Below are 14071 nucleotides of genomic sequence, written 5' to 3'. Positions count from 1 at the left end.
TTCAACTCTCCGGGATCGAAGCGACAAGAAGCTGGGTATAGGCATGCTGCGGATCGTCCAGTACCCGGTCGGTTAGCCCCTGCTCCACGATCCGCCCGCTTTTCATGACGATCATCCGTTGGGATAACAGGCGCGCAACAGCGAGATCATGGGTAACGATGACCACTGACAGACCCATATCGTTGACGAGATTTCGCAACAGGTCGAGCACGCGCGCCTGGACGGAAACATCTAGACCACCAGTAGGTTCGTCCATAAAAATCAAACGCGGATGCGTGACGAGATTGCGGGCGATCTGCAGGCGCTGGCGCATGCCGCCAGAGAACGTCACCGGCTGATCGTCGATGCGATCCATCGCAATCTCGACGCGTGACAACCACTCGCCAGCGGAGCGACGGATATCACCATAATGTCGCTCACCGACCGCCATAAGCCGCTCACCGACATTGGCGCCCGCCGATACCCGCATGCGCAGGCCATCAGCCGGGTTCTGGTGAACAAAACCCCAGTCGGTGCGCATCAGAAACCGACGTTCGGCTTCGGAAAGCTCGGCCAGATCTGGGAACCGGCCATCCCGCATACGATATCTGACGCTACCGCTCGAGCGTTGGAGACGCGCCGATATGCAGTTGAGGAGTGTGGTTTTGCCTGAGCCGGATTCACCGACGATAGCAATGACTTCACCCGGCCAGACGTCGAACGAGACATCCGTGCAGCCAACGAAGTCGCCATAGCGCCGCTCCAGATTTTGAACGGAAAGAATGGGGCCGGTCATTGCTGATCTCCCGTCGCGAGTTGGGGCAAGCCAGGGCCGTGGTGGCCGTCTGCCTGGCGGGTTTCGCAGTGGTCGGTATCGGAGCACACGAACATTCGGCCACCGTGATCATCCGTCACCACTTCATCGAGATAGACGCCTTCGGCGTTGCAAAGTGCACAGGATGAAGTGAACCGCTGGATAGCGAACGGGTGGTCCTCGAAATCAAGGCTGACGACTTCGGTGAAAGGCGGCAGCGCGTAAATGCGCTTCTCACGCCCGGCCCCGAACAGTTGCAGCGCTGGCGAATTGTGCATTTTCGGATTGTCGAACTTAGGGATAGGTGATGGGTCCATGACGTAGCGACCCTCAACCTTCACAGGATACGCGTAGGTCGTGGCGATGTGACCATGCTGGGCAATGTCCTCATACAGCTTGACATGAACAAGTCCGTATTCCTCCAGCCCGTGCATAACGCGGGTTTCAGTCTCACGCGGCTCCAAAAAGCGCAGCGGTTCCGGGATCGGGACCTGATAGACGATTGTCTGACCTGCTCGCAGGGGCGTTTCAGGAATGCGGTGACGTGTCTGGATGACCGTTGCCTCGTTCGTCTTCGTCGTTGTGGCAACGCCTGCTGTCTTGGCGAAAAAGGCGCGGATAGACACGGCATTGGTGGTGTCGTCGGCACCTTGATCTATGACTTTCAACACATCGTCCGGACCGAGGATCGCGGCTGTGACCTGCACACCGCCGGTTCCCCAGCCATATGGCATCGGCATTTCACGCGACGCAAACGGGACCTGATAACCCGGAATGGCAATCGCCTTCAGAATGGCGCGACGGATCATCCGTTTGGTCTGCTCATCGAGATAAGCGAAATTGTAGCTTGGCAAATTCATTCCGCAGCCTCCTTGTTTTGCGAGGCATCTTCTTTTTCACCCCGAAGCATGCGCAACAAACCGAGCTCCGCCTGGAAATCCACGTAATGCGGTAGCTTCAGATGCTCGACAAAGCCGGTTGCTTCTACGTTGTCACAATGGGCAAGGACGAACTCCTCGTCCTGTGCGGGCGCTGTTCGCTGTTCGTCGAACTCATCTGCACGAAGAGCGCGATCGACGAGGCTAACCGCCATTGCTTTTCTCTCGGACTGGCCAAACACGAGGCCGTAGCCACGCGTAAACCGAGGCCCTTCTTCGCCTTGTCCTTTGAACTGGGAAACCATCTGGCATTCCGTCACGCGTATCGAGCCAATCGAGACCGCGAAACCCAGTTCTGGTACATCGACCTCGACCTCCACCATGCCGATGCGGACTTCACCGACGAAGGGATGGGTGCGTCCATAACCGCGCTGGGTGGAGTAAGCGAGAGAAAGCAGGAAACCTTCATCACCCCGCGCAAGCGCCTGCAATCTCAAATCCCGATCAACTGGAAAGGACGTCGGATCACGCGTGAGGTCGGCAGGCTCCTTGTCAGAGGCGACATCCGGCTCGATCAGGCCTTCGTCGTTGAGAATATCGGTCACTCTCGGAAACGATCCTGCAGTATCCAGAAGGCGTCGGGCCGGTTGGGCCACCGGCTCATCACCAGCCATGTCAGGGTCAATCAGTCTGTGGGTATAATCGAAAGTCGGGCCTAGTAGCTGGCCGCCGGGTATGTCCTTGTACGTCGCCGACACGCGCCGCTCGATCTGCATGGTGTCAGTCGCGACAGGCAGCGAATAACCAAAGCGCGGCAATGTCGTACGATATGCGCGCAACAGAAAGATTGCTTCGATGAGATCACCGCGTGACTGGCGAACGCACATTGCCGCCAGTTGCGGATCGTAGAGCGATCCCTCGGCCATGACCCGGTCGACACCGAGCGCCAATTGTTCTGCGATCTGATCAAGCGTCAACGCGGGAACAGCGCGGTCTCCACGCCGACGATCGGCAAGCAGCTTATGCGCTTTGTCGATTGCCGCTTCGCCACCTTTTACAGCCACATACATGGGTCAAACCTCCTTTATACGGGTCGTTCGCGGCAGGGCGATTGCCTCGGCGCCACAGACGAGCACAATGTCGAAACCCAAGGGGTAAAGGGCTGTGTTGACCGCCATCGCGCTTGCAAAACCAGCCGGTAAACCGGCGGGTGCAATGGTACGTGACGTTTCGATACCGGGGCCGGTCAACTCGAGCGATGAACCACCGTCTATTGAGCGTACCGGCAGAATAAGGGTCGCGGAACGATCCGGGTATTCCATGGTGCCGCGGGCAAATATGTCCCAGCTCTCGACATCGGTCGTATCAGAAAGAAGCACGAAGCTAGCTTTTGCTGGCTCCGATAGAACAGGTGCACCGCTGTGAAAGGTAAGCCATGCCGCTGCATCCTGTGTTTCGTCCGGGGCTTCGAACCAGACGGGCGTAGCGTAATCTGCCAGCGTCAGAAGAATTGCCGATGCGGCAGCGCATAGGGGTAAAGGGCCAAGCGCCCGTTCACCGAGCGCGGCAACCGTTCCGGGCATCGACAAGGCGTGCATCACAGCGTGGAAAACATCTTGCGAGGCAAAGACCGGATCGGCAAAGCCGCCATCGAAGGTTACCGTGCTCATCAGTCTTCTCCTCTCGCGACCGTGAAGAAGTCCACTTTCGTCGCTTCCGTTTCTTCAGCCCGGCGAAGTTTTTCGTCTTCCATGAAGGTCAAGGCGGGAAGAACGATGTCAGCGTCGATGCGGGCAATCCAATCAGGCCGTTGCCTTAGGGCGTCCAAATGAGCAACGATGTGCGCCTTGCGCTGATCTCGCCCGAGGATGATCGAATGCCCGACCTCGCCGGTCGCAAGCTTCACGGTTGCGCGGGTGACGCTGGCTTCACCGAGATTAAAGGCGGCGCCGCCACCGCCAACCTTGCCACGAACCATGACGGTGCCGATTTCCGGGCCGCGCACAACAACTGCTGGCGGCATATTCCCACCTAACATGCCATACGTTTGCGAAAGAATATCGGCCGGTGTCCCGGCAAGAATACCCAGCGCCTGCTTTCGATCGAATATTTCCATCATCTTTGCCGCCCACACTCAGAACAATCAAATTTGTCTATTTGTATAGACAACCATTCTTATTCGTTTTATACATCACCAATGATGACGATGGAATGACAACGGGACCAATGACGAAAAATGAATGCGAGTGACGACGGAATATCGCGGTGGCGCAAAGTGGCAGACGGCATTCGCAGCGCAATCGCAGAGGGCAAAATCGGCGATCAATTGCCGCCAGAGACAGAACTTGCCACACAGTTTGGTGTCAACAGGCACACTGTCCGGCGTGCTATCGCAGTGCTCTCTGCCGATGGACTTTTACGGGCGGAGCGCGGGCGTGGCACGTTCGTCAATGCGGCCCAGACACGCGTAGTTTACCCCATTGGAGACAGGCCCAGATTTTCCGAAAACATGATGCGTCAGTCGCTCGCGCCGTCCGGGCGTCTGATCCATGCGGAGATCGTTGCCGCAGATGCCACTCAGGCAAGACTTTTGTCATGCAGTCCCGGCTCACCACTGCACCGCGTCGAGCATCTCGCCGTTGCAAATGGCGCGCCGATGTCCCGGTCAGTTTCTCTGTTTTCCGCTGATCGCTTTCCCGGCATCATCGCCGCCTATGCGGAAACCGGTTCCATCACCAAAGCCCTGAAACTCGAAGGTCTCGCAGATTATCGACGCCAGGAAACACGATTAACGGCAGAACGGGTCTCGTCTCGCGACGTCGAACTGCTCAATTGCATGCCCGATAGCATCGTTCTCGTCAGTCAGGCCATAGACGTTGATATGGAAGGCACGCCAATCCAAAGCATCGTCACGCGATTTCTCGCCGACAGGATGGAACTGGTGTTTGCGAACAATAGTCCGGCGATGTGAAGCTTCAAAAAGCACTCGAACAATGGCAGGTCTTTAACAACGCTGCAATTTGGAAGGGAACTGATCAGTCAATCGCTTGTTAGCGAAAGGAAGGCATTCCTGCCAGCAACACGATTGGAGATCCTGTGTCCGATACAAATCGCCCTACTCCACCCTATTCCAAACAGCAGCAAGAGCCGCCGGGAACGACGGCGCAGATGAACCCTGTTCCAGATCATGGTGAGAGTTCCTATCGCGGAAACGGCAGGTTATCGGGGAAGGTCGCGTTGATTACAGGCGCTGATTCCGGCATCGGAAAAGCTGTGGCCATCGCCTTCGCAAGAGAAGGAGCCGATATTCTCATTTCCTATCTCAACGAAGATGAAGATGCCGAAGATACTGCCAAGTGGGTCAAAGAGGCAGGTCGTAAAGCGATCCTGGTTCCTGGAGATATCAAGTCGGAAGCGCATTGCAGATCGTTGGTAGCGCAGACCGTCGAGAAGCTTGGAGCCATCGACATTTTGGTCAACAATGCCGCCTTTCAGCGAACATATGCGTCGATAGAGGACATTACTGCCGAGGAATGGGACGAGACGTTCCGCACCAACATATACGCGCCATTCTTTTTGTCGAAAGCTGCGGTGCCCCTGATGAAACCCGGCAGTTCAATCATCAACACGACATCCATCCAGTCCCGGCAACCTTCCCAGGCACTGCTCGCCTATGCGTCTACCAAGGGAGCAATCTCCAACTTTACCGCCGGACTTGCAGAGATGGTGGCTGACAAGGGCATCCGCGTCAACGCCGTGGCACCGGGTCCAATCTGGACTCCTCTCATTCCCTCGACAATGCCTGCGGAAAAGACCGCAAAATTCGGCGAAAACACTTTGCTGGCCCGGGCTGGCCAACCAGCGGAATTGGCTGGCGCCTACGTGCTGCTGGCCTCAGACCTCGGAAGCTACATGACCGGAGCGGTTGTTCCGGTTACAGGCGGCGAGATCATGATCTAGCATTGCCTACACATGATAGTCCTCGCAGCGCAGAGACGTAACCATCGAAACGTCTCTGCGAAAAACACGCGCTCAGGCAATCCCGCATAACAGATTTTTTCATTGAAATTGCAGCCTTATTGAGACCACCACGTTAGCTTTGCCCACGTTAATATTAGAGTGATTGTACGGGATTTTTGGATGACACTGGGCGAAAATGGATATGATGCTACCCCATCTTGGGGGCCGCAAATTGTTGGCCCCGGTACGCGTTTTCGTCTCTGGGCACCGAACCAGAACGAAGTGAGGCTGCGGCTCTCGGGCGATTATGCCATGACACGACGTCACGACGGCTGGTTCGAAATCTACATTGATGAACAGCCGTTCGGGTCACCCTACGGATTTGTGTTGGATGACGGCACCGTCGTGTCGGATCCTGCGTCACGCCAGCAGCAGACAGATGTTTTGGGGCTGTCCGTCCTGACCAACCCGAAGGCTTACCGCTGGCAACATCTGCAATGGCAAGGCAGACCTTGGCATGAGACGGTGATCTGCGAGATTCATGTCGGCACCTTCACACCGGAAGGAACGTTCAACGCGGTGGCAGCCAAACTCAGCCATCTCGCTTCAATCGGAGTGACCGCCATCGAGCTGTTGCCGATCGCGCATTTTCCCGGCAACAGGGGATGGGGGTATGATGGCGTGCTGCAATATGCACCACATACTGCTTACGGAACGCCCGACGAACTGAAGGCATTGGTAGACGTTGCACACGGCTTGGGTTTGATGGTCTTTCTCGACGTGGTCTACAACCACTTCGGCCCTGAAGGTAATTTTCTAAGCCAATATGCACCGGCGTTTTTCAGAGACAAGCATAATGACTGGGGGCAGGAAATCGCTTTCGAGCAGCAACCTGTCAGACGCTATTTCATTGATAATGCTTTATATTGGCTTGAAGAATTTCGGTTTGATGGCTTGCGTTTAGATGCCGTCAACGAGGTCAAAGACGATAGCAGTCCACACATTCTCGAAGACATTCCTTCAGCCGTGCGAGGGCGCATAACAGGTCGTAATGTCCATTTGATGATCGAAAATCCGCCTAACGGTACAGACCTTCTGGTGGATGGATTGTTCACAGCAGACTGGAATGACGGCTTTCATCATGTGGTGCACAGGATCGTCACGAATGAGAGCAGCGGTATCTTCGCTAAATTCGCAGATGACGCTTTCGGAAAGCTACGCAAAATCATGTCCGAAGGTTATGTGGATGCTGGGGAGCCGACTGTCAGTAATCACCTGCCTCCAAGCGCCAGTTTGCAACCGACAGCCTTCATCCATTTTCTCCAGAACCATGATCAGGTCGGCAATCGCGCCCTCGGAGATCGGTTACATACAAGTATCGATGAACAGACCCATCTTGCTTTGACCGCGATGCTTCTCCTCTCCCCGCAGGTCCCCCTTCTTTTCATGGGCGAATCTTACCGCGACAACACGCCCTTCCATTTCTTTGCCGACTACACCGATGAGCTGGCGACAATCATCCGCGACAACCGTGCGCCTGAAGCGGAGAATTTCGGCGGTTACCCTGAAGGCTTCTCGGCGACGGACATCCCCGACCCGAATGCAGAAACTACATTTCTCGATTCCAAAATCGACTGGGCTCAATCAGAGACACCAGAAGGGCAGGCATGGTCGAACCAGATTCGACAACTCATCGAAATCCGTCGGGAACGCATCGTCCCACATCTCCTGGACGCTCAAGCGAACAGCGGCAAAGTTCTGGATGCCCCGGAAAGATGCGTTTTCGTAGACTGGAAGCTCGGCGATATCGCCCTGCAACTGCGCCTTAATCTCTCAAAAAAGGAAATTGCCCTGGGGTCTAAGTTGGGCGAACGCATCTGGCCGAACAGCAAAGCTGACACCCACGAGACGTTGCCACCTCTGTCGGTTGCTTTTTACATACAGGAGAGGGCTGATTGACAGGGATTGTCGCAGATTTACGCGATATGACGGCTGGGCAAGTGAGTTGTTGCGCCGCGCGCTTCCAGTGACCCCAAATCATCCTTGTGCAAAAGTTTGGCCAGCCAGTCGACGAAGACACGAACCTTGTTCGTGACGTGCCTCGTTTGTGGGTAGACGATGTAAATGGGCATGGGTTCCCGGTTCCATTCCGGCAGAACAGGCACGAGATTGCCTTTGGCGAAATCATCCCGGATCATGAATGGAACCAGTTGCGCAACACCCATACCCGCCAGCGCCGCATTTTGGTAAGTGCGGCTATCATTGGCCGAAACGATATAACGCGGCGTGATTTCCACCGTGCGCGTTCCGTTGTCGAACGGCATCGTCATGATTTGGCCGGAGGTTGCGTTGAGGTACCCAACACAATAGTGCTCGCCCTCAAGGTCTTCTGGCTGTTGCGGCACACCGAATTTTTCTATGTAGGAAGGCGCGGCGCATGTCACGAACTCAAGCTCGGACACCTTGCGGGCGATGAGTGACTGATCGCGTGGCGTGCCAACACGCACCGCGCAATCGACGTTCTCCGCGATGTAATCCACCAGTCTGTCGCCAACCCCGAGGTCGAGGCGGATGAGTGGATAACGTTCGTAGAAATCGCACAGGTTGGGGATGATGATATGGTCCGCGAACGCTCCCGCCATCTCGACACGTAGTCTGCCAGATGGCTGCGTGTTCGTGTTGGACAGGCTTCCGTCCAGCTCATCGATTTCGGACAATATCTGAATGGCCCGCTCGTAGTACAACGCGCCATCAGTCGTCACCATCACTCGGCGCGTCGTGCGATTAAGCAGCGTAGTGCGCAGATGTGCCTCCAATCCCTGCACCATATTGGTGACAGTGGTCTTTGGAATATTCAGCGCGTTGGCCGCCCGTGTAAAATTTCCGGTCTCCACCACCCGTGCAAAAACACGCATCGCCGCTAGCTGATCCATGGCACATCGCCCTTTCGATCTATTGTCCGCTATTTTGGAATAGTGTTTTCAATTTTGCGGACTTGTACATTTTATCCCGAACAATAATATCTATTTCAGAAATTGCTGCAAGAGGTCACCTTGAGCGGCTTCGAAGGAAACGAAATGAACACGCAGTGGCACACGATCGAAAATGGCGGAACGGATCAACCGCCTCTGTCGGTACGTGTCTACAAGGGTGAAGGTGAGAACCGGACGCCACCGCTCGTGCTTTATCTTCGTGGCGGTTCGTTTCTGGAACAGGGTGGTCAGTGCCCGGAATTGCCGGTCGCGAGGGCACTCGCCGATAAGGGGGCCGTTGTGATCGAGGCTGATTATAGCACGACATCCTGCAACGAGTTTCCGGCAGTCATAGACTGCGCTTTCGAGGCGCTGGATTGCCTAAGCAATAACCGCAAGCTTTATGGCAGCGCAAAATCGCTGGTGTTTGTAGCGGGCGAAGAGGCAGGCGGCAATGTGGCGGCTGGTTTGGCGCTAAAAGCGCGGGATCGGATGCCTGGAAAACTGGCGGGGCAGATTTTGCTCTCACCAATGATCGATCCACTGATGGCGTCCACGTCTTTTCGGGACGCAGACAAGATTGGAATGCGGCAGCGTTGGGCGGAAGGCTGGAGCCACTATCTGGCAAAAGCCTGTGGGTTTGCCCACCCCTATGCCGCACCCTGCCAGTGTACGCGGCTGAACCGTGTAGCACCGGCGCTGATTTTTACGGCCGAGGATGACCCTCTTCGCGACGAGACCGTCAATTATGCCGGTCGTTTGAGCGAAGCAGGGGTACAGGTCCGGCAGCATGTTTTCCCTGTCGGTTCCGGCTGGACAGGGCTTTATCGCGGTGAAGGTGGAAAATGGCTTTCAGCTGTTTGCACCGAGTTTGCGGATTTCGTTCAAGACCTGAAGCATTAGCATTTTTCGACATAACTGATCGGCTCCCTGTGGAGCCAAGGAGATTACCCATGACGCTCAAGAACAAGCGCCGTGCCCTTGCGGGTGCCGGCATAGGCCTTGCCGTGGCCGTTGCAGCGGCGGCATTTTTATTAGACCTTCCCCTGTCGACCGGCGCCGTCGCGGCGTCCGCCCCGGCGGAACCACCTGCCGTTCCCGTCACTGTCGCAGTTGTCGAAAGCCGCGACATCACCCACTGGGAACAGTTCTCCGGTCGTTTGGAAGCCGTCGAGCGGGTCCAGATACGATCACGAGTGGCAGGCCAAATCCAGGCCGTTCACTTCCGTGAAGGCGCGCTGGTAAAGGCTGGCGATGCACTCTTCACGATTGATCCGGCACCCTATCAGGCGACGGTCGCGGGTGCGGAAGCACAGGTCGCCTCCGCCGACGCCAAGGTAAGCCTGGCTAGAACCGAGCTCGAGCGTGGCCGCAGAATGGCCGACAATCGCACCATTTCGCAAAGCGATTTCGACCAGCGCCAAAGTAATGTTGCAGATGCCGAAGCGCAAGCGCGGGCGGCACGCGCAGCACTAACGACCGCCCAACTCGACTTGAGCTATACCGAGCTTCGTGCTCCCGTGTCGGGCCGCGTTGGCAAGCTTGAGATTACCGTCGGCAACCTCGTTGCTGCCGGTTCGACATCTCCAGCACTGACGACACTGGTTTCCGTCGACCCAATCTATGCAAGCTTCAACGCAAGCGAAGAAATGGTGGCGAAGGCTCTGTCGCAGCTCCCAGCATCGGACGGTGCGCTTCAGGCACTGGAGCAAATACCGGTCGAAGTCGGCACGCTGGCCGATGAGGGAACACCGATCAAGGGCACCTTGCATCTCATCGACAATCAGGTCGATAGCGCAAGCGGCACAATCGGGGTCCGCGCTGTATTCGCCAACACGGATGGACATCTGATCCCCGGCCAGTTCGTGCGGGTTCGTTTAGGTGAGCCGAAGTCGGAGAACCGCATCGTTATCACCGACCGGGCCATCGGCACCGATCAGGACAAGAAATTCGTCTTCGTGGTGGATGGTGAGAACAAGGTGAACTACCGGCAGATCAAGCCCGGCCCATCGGCAGATGGCCTGCGCGTCGTTGAAAGCGGTCTTGCGGCCGGAGACAAGATCGTCGTCAACGGTCTTCAGCGCATTCGCCCCGGTGCCATTGTTGCACCGCAGACGGAAGAAAAGGTCGCGGCCTCGCAATAACCTTTCATGGCGGGCCGATTTGAGGCCCGCCAGCATATTCAAAATAGAAAAACGATCCGCCGACAGCCCAATGTCACCGGAGCGGTTTTCTGCATCCAAATTCCACCCGGAGGCGAGAGGGCCTTTGCTATGAACATCTCCAGATTTTTTGTGGACCGGCCGGTTTTTGCTGGCGTGCTATCGGTCCTTATCGTCGTCGCGGGCCTCATCGGCATGCGCGCCTTGCCGATTTCCGAATACCCGGAAGTCGTGCCACCTTCCATCGTCGTGCGCGCCACCTACCCCGGCGCGAACCCCAAGGTCATCGCCGAAACGGTGGCAACGCCGCTGGAAGAACAGATCAACGGCGTTGAAGACATGCTTTATATGTCCAGCCAGGCGACATCCGACGGCGTCATGACGCTGACGGTGACGTTCAAGCTCGGCACAGACCCGGACAAGGCCCAGCAACTGGTGCAGAACCGGGTCTCGCAGGCCGAGCCGCGTTTGCCAGCCGAAGTCAGAAGCCTCGGCGTCTCCACCGTCAAAAGCTCGCCCGACCTGATGATGGTCGTGCATCTGGTCTCGCCCGGCAATCAGTATGACCTGACCTATTTGCGCAACTATGCCGTTCTCAACATCAAGGACCGGCTGGCGCGCATCGAAGGTGTGGGCCAGGTGCAGATCTTCGGCGCGGGCGATTATTCCATGCGCGTCTGGATCGATCCGCAAAAGGCTGCCGAACACAATCTGGCTGCCAGCGATATCAGCAATGCCATTCGTGAGCAGAACGTACAGGCCGCAGCAGGCACCATCGGCGCTTCGCCGAGCCTTAACGGCGTCGATCTTCAGCTCAACGTCAACGCCCAAGGCCGCCTTTCCACACCGGAAGAATTCGGCAACATCATCGTGAAAAGCGGTACTAACGGCGAAATCACGCGCTTGCGCGACGTTGCACGCGTCGAACTCGGTGCGGCGGACTATGCGCTGCGGTCGTTGCTGGATGGAAAGTCTGCCGTCGCCATTCCCGTCTTCCAGGCCCCCGGCTCCAACGCAATCACCATCTCCGATCAGGTTTCTGCGACCATGCAAGACTTGCAAAAGGCAATGCCGGATGGCGTGAAATACGAAATCGTCTACGACACGACGCAGTTCGTGCGTGCATCCATCGACAAGGTCATCGATACCTTGCTGGAAGCCATCGCACTCGTCGTCATCGTCGTGATCCTGTTCCTCCAGACATGGCGCGCCTCGATCATCCCGTTGATTGCCGTACCCGTATCCATCATCGGTACATTCGCGGTGATGTATGTCTTCGGTTTTTCGATCAACGCGCTCAGCCTTTTCGGGCTTGTGCTGGCCATCGGTATCGTCGTGGACGATGCCATCGTGGTGGTGGAAAACGTCGAGCGTAACATCGAAAACGGATTGTCTCCGCGTGACGCAACCTACCGCGCCATGAAAGAAGTGTCCGGCCCCATCATTGCTATCGCGCTGGTGCTGGTCGCGGTCTTCGTACCACTTGCCTTCATCTCGGGCCTGTCGGGCCAGTTCTACCGCCAGTTCGCGCTGACGATTGCCATCTCCACGGTGATTTCGGCCATCAACTCGCTGACCCTGTCTCCAGCCTTGGCTGCCTTGCTGCTGAAGGATCACCATGCGCCGAAGGATTGGCTGACGCGTGGAATGGATAAGGTTCTCGGCGGCTTCTTCCGTGGGTTCAACCGAGCCTTCGGGGCAGCCTCGAATGGTTACGGCAAAAGCGTTGGCGGACTGCTGAACCGCAAGAGCATCGTGATGATCGTCTATGTGGTTCTCGCAGGCGCCACCTACGGCATGTTCAATGCCGTACCTGGCGGCTTCGTGCCTGCGCAGGACAAGCAGTACCTCATCGGTTTTGCTCAGCTGCCGGATGCCGCCAGCCTTGATCGTACCGAAGACGTCATCAAGCGCATGAGCGATATCGCCATGCAACAACCGGGCGTCGAGCATGCGATTGCGTTTCCGGGTCTGTCCATCAACGGCTTTACCAACAGTTCCAATGCGGGCGTTGTCTTCGTGGCGCTTAGCCCGTTTGAGGAACGTACTACGCCTGAATTATCGGGCGGTGCCATTGCCATGGCGCTGAACCAGAAATTCGGTGCCGTACAGGATGCCTTCATCGCCATGTTCCCGCCGCCACCGGTCAACGGTCTCGGCACCACGGGCGGCTTCAAGATGCAGATCGAGGACCGTGCGGGCTTCGGCTATCAGGCTCTGGATGATGTTAATAAGGCGTTTCTTGCGAAAGCCTATCAAGCGCCAGAATTGGCAGGCCTGTTCTCCAGCTTCCAGATCAACGTGCCGCAGCTTTACGCAGATCTTGATCGCGCCAAGGCTGAACAGCTCGGCGTGTCCGTCACCGATGTATTCGAGACGTTGCAGATCTATCTCGGCTCGCTCTACGTCAACGACTTCAACGCCTTTGGCCGTACCTACAGTGTGCGGGTGCAGGCGGATGCGAAGTTCCGTGCGCAGGCAGACGATATCGGTCAGTTGAAGGTGCGTTCGTCCAACGGCCAGATGATACCGCTTTCCGCACTCTTGAAGGTAGATGCAACGACGGGCCCTGAACGTACCACGCGCTATAACGGCTTCCTGTCTGCCGATATCAATGGTGGTCCAGCTCCGGGCTTCTCGTCGGGTGAGGCGCAGGCCGCCATCGAACGCATCGCTGCTGAGACTTTGCCATCCGGCATTGCTTACGAGTGGACGGATCTGACCTACCAGCAAATCCTTGCCGGAAGCTCGGGCTTCCTCGTCTTCCCGCTCGCTTTGTTGCTGGTCTATCTGGTGCTGGCTGCGCAGTACGAAAGTCTGACCTTGCCGCTTGCCATCATCATGATCGTACCGATGGGCGTGCTGGCGGCAATGACCGGGGTCTGGTTGACGGGAGGTGACAACAACATCTTCACGCAGATTGGCCTCATCGTCCTTGTGGGCCTCTCGGCAAAGAACGCGATCCTGATCGTGGAGTTCGCCCGGGAACTGGAGTTCGAAGGTAGAACGCCTGTTGCCGCAGCCATCGAGGCAAGCCGTCTTCGTCTGCGGCCGATCCTGATGACATCGCTTGCCTTCATCATGGGTGTGGTGCCGCTGGTCATCTCCACGGGTGCGGGTGCTGAAATGCGCTCGGCCATGGGTGTCGCGGTGTTCTCGGGCATGATCGGCGTCACGATCTTTGGTATCTTCATGACGCCGGTGTTTTACGTGCTGGTACGCAAACTTTCGGGTAATCGACCGCTGATCCAGCACAAGGAAGAGCCCGCGAACACCGACTACAAGATGGATAAGGCTGTCTGACCG

Annotated in this window: 12 protein-coding genes; 6 read left to right on the top strand and 6 right to left on the bottom strand. The window is 56.7% G+C overall.

The genetic code is table 11. The annotated features are described in order from the left end of the window. Position 1: 1 nt before the first annotated feature. The 5 genes from phnK to phnG are packed head-to-tail and all read right to left on the bottom strand — an operon-like array spanning position 2 to position 3790. On the bottom strand, positions 2-775 hold the full coding sequence (phnK, locus tag ATO67_RS09685; RefSeq protein ID WP_067647631.1) for a phosphonate C-P lyase system protein PhnK: 774 nt from the start codon (positions 773-775) through the stop codon (positions 2-4). Beyond that, positions 772-1653, bottom strand: a complete 882-nt coding sequence (locus ATO67_RS09680) for an alpha-D-ribose 1-methylphosphonate 5-phosphate C-P-lyase PhnJ (protein ID WP_067647628.1) — start codon at positions 1651-1653, stop codon at positions 772-774. The genes phnK and ATO67_RS09680 overlap by 4 nt, the downstream gene beginning before the upstream one ends. Next, positions 1650-2741 (bottom strand): carbon-phosphorus lyase complex subunit, encoded by a 1092-nt coding sequence (locus ATO67_RS09675; RefSeq protein WP_067647625.1) that lies wholly within the window; start codon positions 2739-2741, stop codon positions 1650-1652. The genes ATO67_RS09680 and ATO67_RS09675 overlap by 4 nt, the downstream gene beginning before the upstream one ends. Positions 2742-2744: 3 nt before the next feature. Continuing rightward, positions 2745-3341, bottom strand: coding sequence for a phosphonate C-P lyase system protein PhnH (gene phnH / locus ATO67_RS09670; RefSeq protein WP_067647622.1), 597 nt, complete (start codon positions 3339-3341; stop codon positions 2745-2747). Then, positions 3341-3790 carry a phosphonate C-P lyase system protein PhnG gene (phnG, locus tag ATO67_RS09665; protein ID WP_067647619.1) on the bottom strand — a complete coding sequence of 150 codons (450 nt, stop codon included), beginning with the start codon at positions 3788-3790 and terminating at the stop codon, positions 3341-3343. Before phnG ends, phnH begins: the two co-directional genes overlap by 1 nt. 117 nt (positions 3791-3907) lie before the next feature. Here phnG and phnF point away from each other — a divergent pair, with 117 nt between their 5' ends. The 3 genes from phnF to treZ all read left to right on the top strand — a co-directional run bounded on the left by phnF (position 3908) and on the right by treZ (position 7590). Continuing rightward, the gene (gene phnF, locus ATO67_RS09660) at positions 3908-4642 is read left to right on the top strand and encodes a phosphonate metabolism transcriptional regulator PhnF (protein WP_067647616.1); all 735 of its coding nucleotides are present in this window, start codon (positions 3908-3910) and stop codon (positions 4640-4642) included. A gap of 197 nt (positions 4643-4839) precedes the next feature. Next, entirely contained in the window at positions 4840-5631 is a 792-nt protein-coding gene (locus ATO67_RS09655; RefSeq protein WP_067647612.1) for an SDR family oxidoreductase, read from the top strand. A gap of 180 nt (positions 5632-5811) precedes the next feature. Next, positions 5812-7590 carry a malto-oligosyltrehalose trehalohydrolase gene (treZ, locus tag ATO67_RS09650; protein ID WP_067647609.1) on the top strand — a complete coding sequence of 593 codons (1779 nt, stop codon included), beginning with the start codon at positions 5812-5814 and terminating at the stop codon, positions 7588-7590. A 17-nt stretch (positions 7591-7607) separates the two neighbouring features. Here treZ and ATO67_RS09645 read toward each other — a convergent pair whose 3' ends face one another. Beyond that, positions 7608-8564 (bottom strand): LysR family transcriptional regulator, encoded by a 957-nt coding sequence (locus tag ATO67_RS09645; RefSeq protein ID WP_082760218.1) that lies wholly within the window; start codon positions 8562-8564, stop codon positions 7608-7610. A gap of 144 nt (positions 8565-8708) precedes the next feature. Here ATO67_RS09645 and ATO67_RS09640 point away from each other — a divergent pair, with 144 nt between their 5' ends. The 3 genes from ATO67_RS09640 (at position 8709) to ATO67_RS09630 (ending at position 14068) form a co-directional block, all read left to right on the top strand. Next, positions 8709-9506, top strand: a complete 798-nt coding sequence (locus ATO67_RS09640; protein WP_067648263.1) for an alpha/beta hydrolase fold domain-containing protein — start codon at positions 8709-8711, stop codon at positions 9504-9506. Between the two features lie 50 nt (positions 9507-9556). Continuing rightward, the gene (locus ATO67_RS09635; protein ID WP_067647606.1) at positions 9557-10747 is read left to right on the top strand and encodes an efflux RND transporter periplasmic adaptor subunit; all 1191 of its coding nucleotides are present in this window, start codon (positions 9557-9559) and stop codon (positions 10745-10747) included. 129 nt (positions 10748-10876) lie between these two features. Continuing rightward, entirely contained in the window at positions 10877-14068 is a 3192-nt protein-coding gene (locus ATO67_RS09630; RefSeq protein ID WP_067648260.1) for an efflux RND transporter permease subunit, read from the top strand. Positions 14069-14071 lie beyond the last annotated feature (3 nt).

The organism is Agrobacterium bohemicum, assembly GCF_001562555.1.
In the GTDB taxonomy this organism is placed as follows: domain Bacteria; phylum Pseudomonadota; class Alphaproteobacteria; order Rhizobiales; family Rhizobiaceae; genus Agrobacterium; species Agrobacterium bohemicum.
The sequence above is the reverse complement of the archived record's forward strand: the minus strand, read 5'-3'. Positions and strand labels throughout refer to the sequence as shown.

Excerpts from the sequence above, each read along its gene's own strand:
- phnK (WP_067647631.1), bottom strand. The coding sequence starts at position 775 with ATGACCGGCCCCATTCTTTCCGTTCAAAATCTGGAGCGGCGCTATGGC.
- ATO67_RS09680 (WP_067647628.1), bottom strand. The coding sequence starts at position 1,653 with ATGAATTTGCCAAGCTACAATTTCGCTTATCTCGATGAGCAGACCAAA.
- ATO67_RS09675 (WP_067647625.1), bottom strand. The coding sequence starts at position 2,741 with ATGTATGTGGCTGTAAAAGGTGGCGAAGCGGCAATCGACAAAGCGCAT.
- phnH (WP_067647622.1), bottom strand. The coding sequence starts at position 3,341 with ATGAGCACGGTAACCTTCGATGGCGGCTTTGCCGATCCGGTCTTTGCC.
- phnG (WP_067647619.1), bottom strand. The coding sequence starts at position 3,790 with ATGATGGAAATATTCGATCGAAAGCAGGCGCTGGGTATTCTTGCCGGG.
- phnF (WP_067647616.1), top strand. The coding sequence starts at position 3,908 with ATGAATGCGAGTGACGACGGAATATCGCGGTGGCGCAAAGTGGCAGAC.
- ATO67_RS09655 (WP_067647612.1), top strand. The coding sequence starts at position 4,840 with ATGAACCCTGTTCCAGATCATGGTGAGAGTTCCTATCGCGGAAACGGC.
- treZ (WP_067647609.1), top strand. The coding sequence starts at position 5,812 with ATGACACTGGGCGAAAATGGATATGATGCTACCCCATCTTGGGGGCCG.
- ATO67_RS09645 (WP_082760218.1), bottom strand. The coding sequence starts at position 8,564 with ATGGATCAGCTAGCGGCGATGCGTGTTTTTGCACGGGTGGTGGAGACC.
- ATO67_RS09640 (WP_067648263.1), top strand. The coding sequence starts at position 8,709 with ATGAACACGCAGTGGCACACGATCGAAAATGGCGGAACGGATCAACCG.
- ATO67_RS09635 (WP_067647606.1), top strand. The coding sequence starts at position 9,557 with ATGACGCTCAAGAACAAGCGCCGTGCCCTTGCGGGTGCCGGCATAGGC.
- ATO67_RS09630 (WP_067648260.1), top strand. The coding sequence starts at position 10,877 with ATGAACATCTCCAGATTTTTTGTGGACCGGCCGGTTTTTGCTGGCGTG.